The sequence below is a fragment of the Cellvibrio sp. ARAG 10.3 genome (assembly GCF_051846955.1).
In the GTDB taxonomy this organism is placed as follows: Bacteria; Pseudomonadota; Gammaproteobacteria; order Pseudomonadales; family Cellvibrionaceae; genus Cellvibrio.
Genome location: NZ_JBPYCU010000007.1, coordinates 137182 through 151550, shown reverse-complemented (window position 1 = coordinate 151550; position 14369 = coordinate 137182). Strand labels below are relative to the sequence as shown.

Genomic DNA, 14369 nt, shown 5'->3' with positions numbered 1-14369 from the left:
AATCAACCACCGTAGGAATTACGTGCGGCGGCTTGTGCACCAAAACCACCGCGTTGGGCGAACTGGCCAGCACGCGGTTGCACCTGGGACGGACGCACCGTCACCGGCCCGGTCTGCCGTGCGACCGGGGTGTTGGTGGCGGTGCGGAAGGTGCCGCGATCATCGCGGGACTTATACAAGGGTTGCGTACGAATACCGTTGCGTGGATTGGCAGCAGCGCCACTGGTTCCGGCAGCGGTGCGCTCTTCCTGTTGCGCTGGGTTTGGCATGGCGCCGCCCTGGCGATTAAACATTTGCCCGGCCATATAACCCATCATCATCGGCATAAAGAACGAACCGCCGGCGTGTTGTTGCGGTGCGGCTTCGCATTGACCTGAACCAAAATCATTCTCGCATTCCGCTTTATTCTGATACTTGGGCGCAACCTGGGGATGCAGCGCTTGTGCCGCACGATAGTCTGCATAGCATTGGTCCGCTGACGTGCTGGCGACCAGCGACGCACACTCTTCCGGACTGCTGAACACAACGGCTTCGGCGGGATCTTCACCACAGCCGGCGAGCATCATTGTGGTGGTAGGCACCATCAACATCAAAGCGACTTTTTTACTGCGTTTCATTTCAAATTCCTCAATACGTCATGCACGCGGCGTTTAATATACCCACCGCAATGGCACTGGCCGCAGCAAAGATACCGGCGGCCAGCTCACCTTTGGCAATCCGTTCCGGCAATTGTTTAAGCAACACACGCAACACCAGAAAGGTCAACACTTGTACAACCAGTGCCACCACACCCCAGATGGCACAATCAAGCAAAGACAACGAGTTGCTGATCGCGCTGGACAGCGGTAATGCAAAACCGACCAGGGCCCCGCCAAACGCGATAGCTGCCGCCGCATTGTCGGCGCGGATCAATTCCAGCTCGTTGTGCGGCGTAATCCAGGTATAAACCAGAGTGAACATACCCACCAAGGCGATAGCCAACACAAAATAAATCAAAAAGGCCGGCAAACCTGACAGTGATGAAAGCGCCGTTTCCAGCATAAGTAATCCTCGATTATTCAATTCAGCGGGACGATCCTGTTTAAGGGGGATGATCGTGCGCAACTTACATCCAAAAAACAAGGGGTATAAACAAAAAAGCGCGTTGGTAAATGCAGCCTGGGAGGCATTTGTTTAAATTACATTATATCAACCATGCTGATCTACATTTTGGTAAGAATAAGGCAAGCTATGGACCATATTTATCTTGATTTCGTCAGATGGTTACAAAGTCTCAGGACAGTTATCGCAGCAAAGCGGTTGATTGATGATGTAGGATCAACAATTTTTGCGAGCAAGAACAGTAAACGTATGCCAGTGCTTCATATTTCCCAATGCGGTTGTGGCAAGCTCATCCCTTTCATGCAACGCCAGAATTTCAAAGTCACAGAATAATGAACCCAGGATATCTTTAGTCACGGCGTGAACTGAGTGATTGGGGCTGTGGACCCAGGAGTCTTTAGGACCGACAAAGTCACCGAGAAAAATCCCGCTCGAAGCCAGATTGTCTAACATCTTATGGAGTGTTTCATCAAAGCGTTCCGGCTGGCAGAAAAACAAACTGTTACTGGCCAGGATAAGGCCTGCTTCGCTGAATGCAAACGCTTCCATCAAACAGACCGACGCACGAAAACCAGGGTTTTCGGAGAACCGGTAATTGCAAATATCGATGGCTCTTGCTTCCTTATCAAACGCAATTACCTCGTAACCCTGGCTTAACAAATAGGCTGCATCTGCGCCGACACCGCAGCCGCAATCAATGGCCGTTTTGAGGCCAGAGGTATTTTGCTGCACAGCATTTTCCAGGATTTCTCTGTGAGGTTTATCCGCGACGACATTAAAGTAATCCTTCCAGTCCGGTTTTTTATGATCCATAAGTGGGTAAATTCTCATCCGAGGAAATTATTTATAGTAGCTCCTGAAACGGAAGTTCCACTTCCTGCGCCTATTAAAAGTGCTCCCGTCCAACGATAGCCGAATATAGAGAAAATAAACCATAACACAACCCCTAATTCCACAACGACAGGTTATTTAAATTGTTTATTCACTTTTTCAGTGTCGCCTGAATACCTCTCACGGCTACGACAGAAGATTCATACTGAAGCTATACTTGAGCTGACAATTTAATGGATAAAAGATGTTATGTTCGACTCCCTGACATTCACCACGCTCATCATGGGCGAAATCATTTTCCTGCTGGTGGTGATCGCCGGATTGATGGGTTTGATCATCCGCAAGCAGCGGCAGCGACACCAGTTCCTGCTGGAGGAATACCGTAAGCTGCGCCAACATAATCATTCCGTATTTCATTCAGACTCAATGAGCGCACTGGATGTTGCCACCCCCTCCCCTGATGATCCTGTCGATCACTTCCTTCATGAAGCAATGAATGATTCCCTGGCTCGCTACCGGAAAACGGCCCAAGCTAACCTGCCCCGACTTTCTCCGGAGCTACCCTTCAGCGCGAAGGTGGCGGCGCTGCGTTATTTTTTTAATAAAGCTGAAGCTGAGGTGCGCAAGCATAAGACGGTACGCGAAGAACACTGGATGCAATTTGAAAAGCATTTGGCCGACGTTGCCCGCTGGGTAACAAGCCCTAAAAAGCTCTCCAAGCCCTTGCCCAACAATCGCCTTCGTCTGCTACAGGAAAAAATTGACGTACTCAAACCCTTTGAGAAAGAAAATGAGCGGTTACAAAGAAAACTGACGGCGGCTGAAGCCCGCTACGAACACCTGACGGAGTATGAACGCGAAAGCAAACAAACCCTGGCGAAGATGCACAGCATCATCCAGGCATTGCAAATGGCCAATGCTTACAAGGGAGAACATATGGATCAAAAGATCAAGGACGCATTGCAACCAATCGATAAAGACCACCATTGGACGCCGCCCCGCCAAAGCTACCAGAACAGCGTCAGTCAGCTGGATAATATTGCCGATATTTCGGAACGAAAATATTCACTGGTACGCAAGATGGTGGATGAACTTCCCTTTGCGTATACCGACCTGACTGACAGCCAGCGACAAAAGATGAGCAATTCGATTCGCGCGCTGGAGCTGGACCTGGTCAAGTCTGATCACCACATCACCAATCTGCAAAAGGAATTAAAGGCCGCCCGGGAAAGCATGAAGCAGCCGGCCGTCCTCGTCGAAGCCAAACCGATTACGCCGTTTAATAAATATGCTCCCGGCAAAGAAATGTTGGTTCATCCCTTACCCCAGGATGTAAAACAGCCCGCAGCAGATATCGCTGTCGAAGAGACCCTGACAATCATCCACAGTGGCACGCCCGAGGCTGAACCCAAGGCTGAATTACCGAACGACTGGATCAGCAGTGGCGGTCACAAGCGCACCTTTGCCGAGATTGAACAGTTACGCACCAACAACCAGAACCAACGCAATATCATCATTGACCTGGAGAAAGAGCTGCGCTCCTTGCGTAAGTCCATGCATGAAACCACCGACGAAGCGGAAAAAGAAGATAAAAGTAAGGACATCGAACGGCTTGAACGTTTGATCAAGGAATGTGAATACTGCATCGAAACCCTTGAAAGCGAGGTTGACTTACTGCACGAACAATTAAAACAGGGTACGCATCCGGATGCCGAACAAAGCAAACCCCAGGAAGAGGTAGAAAAATTAAACCGGGAACTGGAAAGTATTTCAGACAAGCTCCAACACACCATCAAACAGCATGCACATACCAGCATCATTAATCGCCTGGCGGTGGAAGCCCTGTCTACCCAAACCCTGGAAGATTTATCCAAATTACTGATTAAGGCCATCAAGGACCTGAACATTACGGCCGGCTTTTATTTGCAATCCCAGGCGGGAAATGCGGAGTACTACACAGGCAATAAATTCACACCTGCCGAACAAAAACTGTTGCGCCAGCCCGGCAATGTCGCCGCCGTGGCTTATCTGAATGAAGGCATCCTGTTTGCGCGCCCCAAAGCCCATATATTGCTGCGCAACCCGCCGGACGACGACGATGAACAGCTACAACTGGAAAATACCTTGAGTAATATTGTAAGTATCATCAGCGGACAAATTGATCACAAAGAAACCCACACTCAGTTACAAAAACAGTCGCGCAAATTGGATGTCTGGGTGGCAGAGACAAAAAAACAATTACAACAACTGGATATCCAATATGCCTATCAGTCGGAAGAAAGCCGGCGTATCGTCAATAATTTAAGTGATGAACTGAAACGCTCTATGGAGATGCTGGAGATGTCGGATAGCACACGACTGGTTTTTGATAACGCCATCAGCGAGTGTAATCAGCGCTTACATGTTTTACTCGACAGCGGCAAAATGATTGATCACACGGCATCCAAATTAATTGCCAGCCTTGATAATCTTCACAAGTAGATTTATTAATTTTTATTCACCACAGCCAGTGCGGCATGGACTTTATCGATCAACGCTTTACGATCAAAGGGTTTGGCCAGAAACATGGTTGCCCCAGCTGATAAGCTTTTTTCAATGGTGGCCTTATCATTCACGCCCGACACAATCACCACCGGTGTATGTTTAAAGATGGCGGTTGAGCGTAGCCGCCGCGTCAGTTGCAAGCCATCCAGGTCCGGCAGGTCAATGTCCAGCAAGATCAACAAGGGCCGCAGGTTGCGCAGTACCTTCATGGCCTCCACGGCGTTAGCGGCGGACACAATGGTGTAACCTTCCTCGCGCAAAATCTTGCTTTGAATACGGCGCTGAAATTCATGATCTTCCACAATCAGCACCGTGCCTTTGGCCTTGTCTGGCATTTTGCTCACGCTAGTCGTGACCTCAGGAAATAAATCCCGTCTTACCCGTTCATTCCACTCCGCTAACCACGAAGGCAGGGTTTCAGCACGCAGGGGTTTGGCAATGAAATAGCCCTGCGCGTAATCACACGGCGTTTGCCGCACAAAATCCCAATCGCGCTGGTTTTCGACTCCCTCTGCCACGACTTGCATATGTAATTGCTGCGCAAGGTTAAGGCTGGTGTCGAACATGACTTTGATACGCTTGTCCGCCCAGGCACCGTTGACAAAACTTTTATCAATCTTGAATTCGTCGAAGGGAATATCGCGCAGTTGTGCCAGGGAAGAATGGCCGGTGCCGAAGTCATCAATGGCAAGGATAAAGCGTTTCAACCGCAGGCGCGTCAACGTATCCAGTGTGACAGCCGGATCTTTCATGGCACGGCTTTCGGTGATCTCCAGCGTGATGTCTTTAGGTAATAATCCAGCCGCCATTATCTGAGCACTGAAACTGTCCGCAAATTCCAGTGAAGCCAGGTTTTCCATGGAGATATTAATGGCCAGGGGTAGGTTGATGCCCTGCTGGGCCCACTGAATATGCTGCTTTAGTGCCTGGTCCAGTACCTTGTGCGCCAAGGCATCAATTAACTGGTTATCTTCGGCTAACACAATAAAGGCATCCGGCATGACTACACCGTCGGTCGGGTGATGCCAGCGCACCAACACTTCCAGACCGGCCACACGACCCGTACTGAGCACAACCTTGGGTTGATAATAATTCACCAGTTGGCCCAGCTCGATCGCCTGCTGTAATTCGGCAGCCGTGTATTGTTTTTTGACCAGAGGCACCTGTTCCAGTGACGGTTCCCAACTGGCCAACATCGTGGCGATAGATTCCGGGGTCAGGGGTTTTTGCAGGTGGCCGACAATCGCAATGCGATGGGCTTCGACCAAACGCTGGGCGGCGCTCAACATCCGCAAATCTTCACCGCTGATCAGAATCAAATGGCCGGCAAACTGTCGTTGCACCAGATGACGCACAAATTCAATGCCGTCCATCTCCGGCATATTCAAGTCGAGGAAAATCAGCGCGGGGTGATGCGGTGCATTATCAAGAATATCCAGTGCACTTGCGCCACTGAGGCAAGTAGTGATTCGATGGTAGCCTTGCACCGAGAGAATGCGCTGCAACAACTTGAGCATAAAGGGATCATCGTCAACCACCAGGATATCGGCGGCGGATTTACTCCCTGGAGAGGTGCTGGTCATGATTTGCCTCATGCGAAAAGTAACGCGCTATAGAGTAGGAACCCGGGAAAATCGGCTGCGGTCATCAGCTATCCGGTAGCAGCGCATCCACACAGCCATTAACCGCCGCCAGCTCGCGTTCAAACTCCTGTAACGAGTCTATCAAAGATACTTCCGGTTGCTGATTACAGAGCATTTCAAGCTGCGCACAACATTCACCCAGTTGTAGCGCACCCACAGAACGCGCCGATGATTTTAATTTATGAGCAATAGATGCAATCAACCGCCGGTCATTGCGCGCACCGGCTGCGCGCAGATCTTCTGCCATGATCAAGGCACCCACGCGGAAGTCCTGCAAAAACTCACGCACCACCGCCGGCTCGTTACCCACCAGATCCTGAAGAATGCGAATATCAATCACAGCATTCGTATCGCTGGAAAAGATCGCTTCCTTCGCGTCAGCAGGCGGAAGCGTTGGGTGAGTGTCGGCGGCGGGTAGCCATTGCTCCAATACACTTTGCAACTCTGCCAATGACACGGGTTTGGTGAGATATTCATCCATGCCCACCGCATGACAACGTTCTGCCTCACCCCGCACCGCATTCGCACTCAGCGCCACAATCGGGATATACGCGTAACCATTTTCCTGATCGCGCACGGCCTGGGCCAGCGCGTAACCATCCATCTCGGGCATATGCAAATCCGTCAGTAACAGCGCGTACTCACCGCGCTGCCAATACTGCAGGGCTTCGCGGCCATTGCTCACCACATCAGCGGCGTAACCCAACAACGCCAGTTGCCGCAGGATGACTTTTTGATTGGTTTCGTTGTCTTCCGCTACCAGAATCAAACGCTGCTGTTGCAGCGCCTGATCGCGCGGTGGCGGTAAAAAAGCGCTTTCTTCTTTGCCGGATAACAAGGGTGGTTTTTCTTCTTCGGCTTTGCCGAGGGCAATCGCTATCGCATGAAGAAACGTGGGATAGTCGAGCAGGTTGCCATCCACCATCACGTGGTTATAGGCATCGCGGCGCGGTTTGCGCCGCTGGCCGCGGCCGATGATGACGTAACGGATATCCTGTTGCGGCCATTGTTGCGCGCTAACCGTTACTATTTTTTCGCGGGTATGCACATCATCCCGCGTATCCACTACCCACACCCAGGGGCCGGACGGGGGTGCGGATAACACCGCTGATGTCAGAAACTCCTTACTCGTTAGCAGGGTTACCTGCGCCCCCGCCGCACGCAAATAATGGGCAAGATCCTCTACAAGGCTGTGTTCATCACCCAGGGCGACACAGGACAATCCGGCCAAAGATACCGGCTCCGTTTCATCAGTCAGATGCGGAATACAATCAAAGGGTAAGCGCACAATAAATTGTGATCCCTGGTTCGCTTGACTCTCCACCCGGATATCGCCGTGCATCAATTCGACCAGGTGCCGCGAGATAGTCAGCCCCAATCCGGTGCCGCCAAATTGGCGCGTCGTGGATGCATCGGCCTGCGTAAACGGACTGAATAAACGCGCCAGCGTATCGGTAGACATACCAATGCCGTTATCAATGATATGAAACTCCAGCGTAACGGTATGAGAGCCTTGTTCTGCCAGGCAGGTGCGAACCATAACCCGACCGGCCCGCTCCAGACCCGCCGAAAATTTAATGGCATTGTTGATCAGGTTAACCAATACCTGACGCACCCGCAGGCCATCGCCAAGCAACATATCGGGGATCGCCGGGTCTGTGAATAACGTTAATTCAACGCCTTTATTTTCGGCAAACCGATCAAGCATCAGGCATACACCTTTAACGAGATTCATCATGGATATCGGCGCAGATTCAATATCCATCTTGCCCGCTTCTATCTTGGAGAAATCCAGGATGTCATCAATGATCCCCAACAGCGAGTAGGCGGAATCGCGAATAATATCGAGCATCTCCACCTGGAAATTTTTAAGGCTGGTTTGGTGCAAGACATCCACCATACCGATCACACCACTGATTGGGGTGCGAATCTCGTGGCTCATGGTGGCAAGGAAATTGGACTTCGCCTGGCTGGCTAACTCGGCCACCTGTTGCGCGTGTTTTAATTCATTGATGCGCGCGATCTCCACCTCGGCCCGTTTACTCGCGGTTAAATCGGTCATGCCGCCTAACATGCGTATGGCTTTGCCATCCGCTCCACGCATCACGAAGCCGCGATCCTGCACATAGGCGTATGAACCGTCTTTGCATATAAATCGATACTCGCTGGTCCAATGGTCCTCCATACCGTTGATCGTGGAAAAAATACTGCTCATTACCCGTTCTTTATCATCCGGATGAATACGCGTCGTCCACGAACGGCTGTCTGGCTCCAATTCAGCCGGAGCAAAACCAAACAGATTTGCTACGCCGTCTCCCCACCAGAGGCTGTCGGTCAATAAATCCCAGTCCCAGATCGCATCCGCGGTTGCGCGGGCAATCAATTTAAACCGCTCTTCACTCTCCCGGATTTTTTCCTGCGCTTCGCGTTGGGCATTAATATCCTGAAAATAGATCGCTAGGCCTTCCGCCGAAGGATAAGCGTTTACCCTGAACCAGGCATTCAGCGGCGGATAGAAGGCTTCGAAGGATATCTTATGGCCTTCCGCCATTGCTTGCCGATAGTTGTATTCAAACGGTGTTCCTACCGCTAACGGAAATTCCTGCCAGATGCTTTTTCCGATCAGCTCTGCTCGCTGACGCTGCAACAGTCGTTCCGCTTCGCTGTTCAGGTACATAAAGTTCCATTCGCTATCCAGCATGAAGAAGGCGTCGGTAATATTTTCCCAGGTGGTCGTGAGGCGCTGGGCGAGTTGTACAACCTTTTGTTCCGTTTCCTTGACATCGGTAATGTCGCTGGTGACCGCTATCATGCCGTCGACCACCCCATCCTCCCGGTGCGTTAACGAGACGCTGGCACGCATCCAGATTATTGTTCCATCGACGCGACGGCAGCGCGCTTCATGAATAAAGCTGATCCGTTCTCCATTTATCAACGTGCCGATCAAACGAAGCGCTTCGGGTAAATCGTCGGGATGGAGAATATCCATGAACGGCTTATGTAACAGTGCTTCTTCCGTCACACCCAACATCGCACAATAGGCAGGATTTACAGCGAGAAAATGTCCTGTCAGATCGACCATTGCAATACCGGTGGCCGCCGCAGAAAGAATGTTGCGCAGCCGCTGTTGCGTTACTTTTTCAAGTCGATAACCCTGGCGCCGCCATTCCAGATGGCGCATAACTTGCCAGGCAAGTGTCTGTAATGCTTCGCATTGATCTGCATTCAGGTTACGCGGTTGAACGTCCATGACAGCTAAAGTACCTAGTGCAAATCCCTCTTGGGAGACTAAAGGAATGCCTGCATAAAAACGCAAATAGGGAGGGCCGATAACTAAGGGATTATGTTTGAATCGGTCGTCCAGCCAGGTATCAGACACAATAAACGGCTGTTCATTTTTAATGGCTTCGGCACAAAACGCTATTGAGCGATCTGTGGAGCGGACTTCAAGACCATAAGCAGATTTAAACCACTGACGCGCATCATCAACCAGGCTGACAACCGCAATGGGAGTTGCGCAAACCATGGCTGCCAGTTGGGTCAATCGGTCATAGTCCACCTCGGGAGGCGTATCCAGGATACGATAGTCATCGAGCGCGGCAAGCCGATCCTGCTCATACATAACCCTATGTCCATCATGAAGTATCTACCCTATTCTCTTTGAGATTAGCACATAAAACCGCACGTATTAGAACAACGCAGAACGTCGTGACTACTCCGATGAAACGGACAATTCTATCGGCAACCTGGACTGTTCAAGCCGATCCAACCAGGTTTGTGGATCGTGCCGGGTAAGCAGAGCTTCGAAGGCTTCCGGCGACACCGGTTTTGAAAACACATAGCCTTGTAACAAGTCAGCGCCATATTCACGGCATAACCGCGCTTGCTCCCAGGTTTCGACGCCTTCGACGATGGTCGTTAAATCCAGCCGCTTGGCGAATTCGAGCATGGCGCGCAGGATGCGACAATCGGCAATGTTATCGGGAATACCCTGCACAAAGATGCGATCGAGCTTTAAGGTTCGGGCTGGTAACTCCTTGAGATAAGCCATCGACGAGTAACCGGTACCGAAATCATCCACAGAAATTTCAACCCCAAATGCCTGGATCTGCTCAAGCAGTTTTGCTGTGCGTTCAAAATTTTCAATCATGACCGATTCGGTAATCTCCAGGCCGACACAGTGACCCGGCACCTTGCAGCTGAGTAAGTCATCCTTGATATCCTGATGGAAATCGTCATCGGTCAGCAGTTGGGCGCAGACATTAAATTTCATCTTGAAGGTGTCGCTGATCCGCTTTTCTTCACGCCAGCGAGCCAATTGGCGGCAAGCTCTCAAGCGGCTTTTTGAATCGATTTCGGTAATCAAACCGATCTCTTCGGCGATATCAATAAATTCACTCGGCGGCAAAATTCCCCGCGTCGGATGCTGCCAGCGTACCAATCCCTCAGCACCACTGATAACCATCGTGTGGGCATCCACAATCGGTTGGTAAAACAGTACAAAATGGTCCGTGGGCACCTGCGCGCGCAACTCCTTTTCCAGTCGAATACGCTCCTGCATTTGCGCCTGCAAGGCTTGCGAGAAAAAGTGGTAGTTATTGCGCCCGTCGCGCTTGGCACGATACATGGCCAGATCCGCAGCGCGCAGCATGTCCACCGCGTTATCTGCCGAGTCCGGAAAGGTGGCAATACCGATGCTGACAGAAATTGTGTTCTCGATATTGTCCACTACAAAGGGTTGTCGCAAGTCATTAAGAATTCGCTGTGCCAGTTGCGCAATCCCCTCCTGCGACTCGAAATCGTAAGCCAGCACGGCAAACTCATCGCCGCCGAGCCGGCACACAATGTCACCGTTACGCACCACGGCTAACAAACGGCGGGCGACTTCCTTAAGCATCTGATCACCGATCAAGTGTCCCTGGCTATCGTTGATCATCTTGAAGTTATCGACATCAAGGAATAGTAATGCTAATTGATCATTCAGACGTTTTGCGCGGGGAATCGCCGAGCGTAAGCTTTCATCAAAAAAATAACGGTTAGCCAAACCGGTCAGTGCATCATTTTCTGCCAGCATGCGCAGCCGTTGATGGCTTTCCTGGAGTTGTCGTTCCAACAGGTGGCGAATACGCGCGTGCACAATGGCGCGTGTCAAATGCTTGTGGGCGATTTCCGATTTAAACAATACATCCTGCGCACCGGCTTCAATGCATTCGCGCTCCAGATTTTCATCTTCCGTCGCGCCGGTCAGGATGATAATCGCGGAATGATGATGCGGATGACCATTCAGGATTTTTAACGTCTGCAAGCCATCGATATCCGGAAGGCGATAATCCAGCAGCACTGCATCAAAGTCATCTTTGTCAAATTGCGCCAGGCCTTCATTGGCAGAACTTGCCTGTACAATATCAATGTCCCAGGTGCTGCGTTTAAAGGTGCGAATAATCGCCTGCCGATCCAGCTCATCATCATCAATCAACAACAGCTTCATGCCAGTACCTCGTGTCTCCGTGTTATTTTTCCGTTAGGGGCAATTCAATAATGCGCCAGTAATGATCCAACAAACTGATAACCTGCATAAAGTCGCTGTCCATACGCTGTTTGAGCAAATAGCCAGCAACATGTTCGCGATAGGCAGCCATGATATCTTCATCGGATTTCGAGGTGGTCAGTACAAAAACCACCGTGGGTGTTAATTCCGGGTCGGCTCGTAATGCCTCCAGGAATTCCAGGCCGTTCATGCGCGGCATATTGATATCCAGCAAGATAATATACGGCTTGGGTAACTGGCCCGAACGCAACAGCTCCATCGCCTCGATACCATCGCGTGCGCGATAAAGCGGATTCAACAGTTTCAATTTATGCAGCGCGCGCTTTAATGCCATCGCGTCAATGTCGTCATCATCCACGATTAACAAGCTGACGGTTTTCGTGGCTGTGAGTATGGCGGGTGGTTCCAGGAAATCAGACATCGGGCGTTCTCCATTGTTTGGGCCAGGTGAATGTGAAACAGGTGCCCCGCCCTACTGAATAGACATGGATTTCCCCGTTGTAGTTTTCGACAATTTTTTTAATTAATGCTAATCCCATTCCGCTGCCCTCCAGTTCATCCCGTGGCTTGAGGGTCTGAAACATACCAAAGATCCGCTGCTGATATTGCTCGGGAATACCGGGGCCATCATCGCAGACACTGAATTCAAAATAATCATTCTTCAGCTCGCGATACGTCAGTCGGATCAAGCCCTCATCCTTGTCGTGATGTTTAATGGCATTGGAAAAGAGATTGCGCAACACTTGCTCGAAAGCTACTGCCGGTGTAACAAAGACGGGCAAACTCGCCTCGACTGTTAAACGCAAACCGGGTTTGAGGTTCTGCATCTCAAACAAATCCATAGCCATGCGTTTTACGTCAACCAGCCGTTGATTGGTGTCGATCTTGCCTGCGCGGTAAAAGGCCAAGAGGTCGTCCAATAATTTTTCCATACGCAAGATGCGACTGCGCAACAAGGTGGTGTGACCGGCTACCCCTTCATATTCCTTCGCTTGCAGGTCTTCATCAATCCAGTTGGATAATTGCGCAATGCCGCGCAAGGGCGATTTAAGGTCGTGAGACGCGACGTAAGCAAAGGTCTCCAATTCTTTATTGATGCGCACCAGTTCGCGATTGGATTTTTCCAGATCGCGCTGATGCGCCAATAATAATTGGGCGGATTTTTTGCGTTCGGTAATATCAACAATGGAGGCCAGTACCTTCATGCCTTCATCGGTGGTAATCGGAGCCAGTCCAATTTCTACCGGAAATTCCTTGCCGTCTTTGCGCAATCCAAACAAGTCACGACCGGCACCCATGGCGCGCGGCGCAGGGCGGGAAAAAAAAATCGGCCCGGTGTTGCGGATGATGATTGACGGATGGCGCCGGTATTAATTTTTCCACCGGTTGGCCAAGCAGCTCTGCGCGGTCATAACCAAAAATATGTTCCGCCTGGCGATTCACAATTTCCATCACCCCGGCCTCATTTACCATCACAATCCCGTTGGGTGCGGCCTCTATGATTTGCCGCATCCGCTCTTCCATACGCCAGGTCGCCTGGATATTCGCCGCGAATACCGCTAGCGCCCGCGCCATATCACCCACTTCCTGCATGTTGTTTAAAAACGGAATCTTTACGCCTTCGCGCTTATGCGCAATATCCAGCATGGCCTGGCGCAATTGTTGAAGTTGATTACTCAGCCGGTGCGTAATCAGGTAAGCCACCAACAAACCCAGGCTTAAAAAACCGGCAAGGCTGACCACAATTAACCGTTTTGCATCCGCTTGGGTCCCTGGATGTAAACTTGAGTCGGATTGATTCAGCACGGCTGCCAGGTTGTCGACCTGGGCCAGCACAACAGAACCGGTGCCGATAAACACCAGCGCCATAAAACCAAAGGCCACGACAATATGGCCGAAGAAACTTAACTGCTTAAACGCCGCCATCAGCGAGGGATATCCATAGATCAGCAGCGCTATTGTCACCAGGATAAATGCCAGGGCTGTGGGAATAGCCATCTTCACGCCCAACCATTCAAAGGCAGGCAGTTGACCAATCAGGTGGACGGATAAGGCAATGATGGCGATAGCGATGACAACAACATGAAAGAACAGCGCGACGATCATCGCGATAGCGCGTGGCGCCGATTCACTGAGTAATAACAACGCGCCCGCTGTGAACGTAAAACTGATTGCCGTAGTGAGCGCCATGGGTACCGGCGTGGGGGGGATGTCGCTGACCAGCCACATCAATTGACGATTTATCGCCAGATCAGGAAACCAGAAAATATCGGCCAAGGTGAGTGCGGCCAGAAAAAATAACGTCACCGCTGCCACGCGCATAATAGCCAGGAGCCGCCAACTCATGGCAAGCATGGCGACGGCCACCAATAAAAAACCCAGCGCGGTGCTGTAAGCCATCGCACGCAGCGACATAAAGGCCGGTGTGGTGCGTTGTGCATCATGCCAGGCAAGCACGACGGTGATCGCGAGTATCAAGAGAATGGTTGCGATTATTCGTACGGCGAACACCGCCGTCAACGCACTGGCTTTTGTGTACATCAACGCTACTGTCCCTAACCTCTGAAATGACCACCATGCTTCGCATTTTTGTCGACACGGCTTCCGATGTGCCGCTTTTTAATGCGGTGCGATCCAAGTGTAGTTGAAAAAAATACGCACGGATTTAAGCTGGATTTAATGCGCCACGGCATAACAGAAAT

At 50.9% G+C, this 14369-nt stretch carries 10 protein-coding genes; 1 reads left to right on the top strand and 9 read right to left on the bottom strand.

From position 1 onward, the window contains the following. Positions 1-2: 2 nt before the first annotated feature. The 3 genes from ACSV5M_RS11110 to ACSV5M_RS11100 form a co-directional block, all read right to left on the bottom strand. Positions 3-617: a DUF1190 domain-containing protein gene (locus tag ACSV5M_RS11110; protein WP_439176261.1), complete on the bottom strand. Its 615-nt coding sequence runs from the start codon at positions 615-617 to the stop codon at positions 3-5. Between the two features lie 10 nt (positions 618-627). Then, positions 628-1041: a DUF350 domain-containing protein gene (locus ACSV5M_RS11105; protein ID WP_439176260.1), complete on the bottom strand. Its 414-nt coding sequence runs from the start codon at positions 1039-1041 to the stop codon at positions 628-630. Between the two features lie 276 nt (positions 1042-1317). Beyond that, a complete protein-coding gene (locus ACSV5M_RS11100) occupies positions 1318-1914 on the bottom strand; it encodes a methyltransferase domain-containing protein (protein ID WP_439176259.1) in 597 nt (198 codons plus the stop codon). A gap of 267 nt (positions 1915-2181) precedes the next feature. Here ACSV5M_RS11100 and ACSV5M_RS11095 point away from each other — a divergent pair, with 267 nt between their 5' ends. After that, complete coding sequence (locus tag ACSV5M_RS11095) at positions 2182-4413, top strand: hypothetical protein (RefSeq protein ID WP_439176258.1); 2232 nt, start codon at positions 2182-2184, stop codon at positions 4411-4413. Between the two features lie 5 nt (positions 4414-4418). Here ACSV5M_RS11095 and ACSV5M_RS11090 read toward each other — a convergent pair whose 3' ends face one another. From ACSV5M_RS11090 to ACSV5M_RS11065, 6 genes are all read right to left on the bottom strand, one after another. Further along, on the bottom strand, positions 4419-6059 hold the full coding sequence (locus ACSV5M_RS11090) for an EAL domain-containing protein (RefSeq protein WP_439176257.1): 1641 nt from the start codon (positions 6057-6059) through the stop codon (positions 4419-4421). A gap of 64 nt (positions 6060-6123) precedes the next feature. Beyond that, a complete protein-coding gene (locus ACSV5M_RS11085) occupies positions 6124-9741 on the bottom strand; it encodes a PAS domain S-box protein (protein WP_439176256.1) in 3618 nt (1205 codons plus the stop codon). A gap of 90 nt (positions 9742-9831) precedes the next feature. Continuing rightward, positions 9832-11607, bottom strand: coding sequence for a putative bifunctional diguanylate cyclase/phosphodiesterase (locus ACSV5M_RS11080; protein WP_439176255.1), 1776 nt, complete (start codon positions 11605-11607; stop codon positions 9832-9834). A 22-nt stretch (positions 11608-11629) separates the two neighbouring features. After that, positions 11630-12088, bottom strand: a complete 459-nt coding sequence (locus ACSV5M_RS11075; RefSeq protein ID WP_439176254.1) for a response regulator — start codon at positions 12086-12088, stop codon at positions 11630-11632. Next, positions 12081-12965, bottom strand: a complete 885-nt coding sequence (locus ACSV5M_RS11070; protein WP_439176253.1) for a sensor histidine kinase — start codon at positions 12963-12965, stop codon at positions 12081-12083. Before ACSV5M_RS11070 ends, ACSV5M_RS11075 begins: the two co-directional genes overlap by 8 nt. Continuing rightward, positions 12949-14208 (bottom strand): PAS domain S-box protein, encoded by a 1260-nt coding sequence (locus tag ACSV5M_RS11065; RefSeq protein WP_439176252.1) that lies wholly within the window; start codon positions 14206-14208, stop codon positions 12949-12951. The genes ACSV5M_RS11070 and ACSV5M_RS11065 overlap by 17 nt, the downstream gene beginning before the upstream one ends. Positions 14209-14369: the final 161 nt, after the last annotated feature.

Excerpts from the sequence above, each read along its gene's own strand:
- ACSV5M_RS11110 (WP_439176261.1), bottom strand. The coding sequence starts at position 617 with ATGAAACGCAGTAAAAAAGTCGCTTTGATGTTGATGGTGCCTACCACC.
- ACSV5M_RS11105 (WP_439176260.1), bottom strand. The coding sequence starts at position 1,041 with ATGCTGGAAACGGCGCTTTCATCACTGTCAGGTTTGCCGGCCTTTTTG.
- ACSV5M_RS11100 (WP_439176259.1), bottom strand. The coding sequence starts at position 1,914 with ATGGATCATAAAAAACCGGACTGGAAGGATTACTTTAATGTCGTCGCG.
- ACSV5M_RS11095 (WP_439176258.1), top strand. The coding sequence starts at position 2,182 with ATGTTCGACTCCCTGACATTCACCACGCTCATCATGGGCGAAATCATT.
- ACSV5M_RS11090 (WP_439176257.1), bottom strand. The coding sequence starts at position 6,059 with ATGACCAGCACCTCTCCAGGGAGTAAATCCGCCGCCGATATCCTGGTG.
- ACSV5M_RS11085 (WP_439176256.1), bottom strand. The coding sequence starts at position 9,741 with ATGTATGAGCAGGATCGGCTTGCCGCGCTCGATGACTATCGTATCCTG.
- ACSV5M_RS11080 (WP_439176255.1), bottom strand. The coding sequence starts at position 11,607 with ATGAAGCTGTTGTTGATTGATGATGATGAGCTGGATCGGCAGGCGATT.
- ACSV5M_RS11075 (WP_439176254.1), bottom strand. The coding sequence starts at position 12,088 with ATGTCTGATTTCCTGGAACCACCCGCCATACTCACAGCCACGAAAACC.
- ACSV5M_RS11070 (WP_439176253.1), bottom strand. The coding sequence starts at position 12,965 with ATGGGTGCCGGTCGTGACTTGTTTGGATTGCGCAAAGACGGCAAGGAA.
- ACSV5M_RS11065 (WP_439176252.1), bottom strand. The coding sequence starts at position 14,208 with ATGTACACAAAAGCCAGTGCGTTGACGGCGGTGTTCGCCGTACGAATA.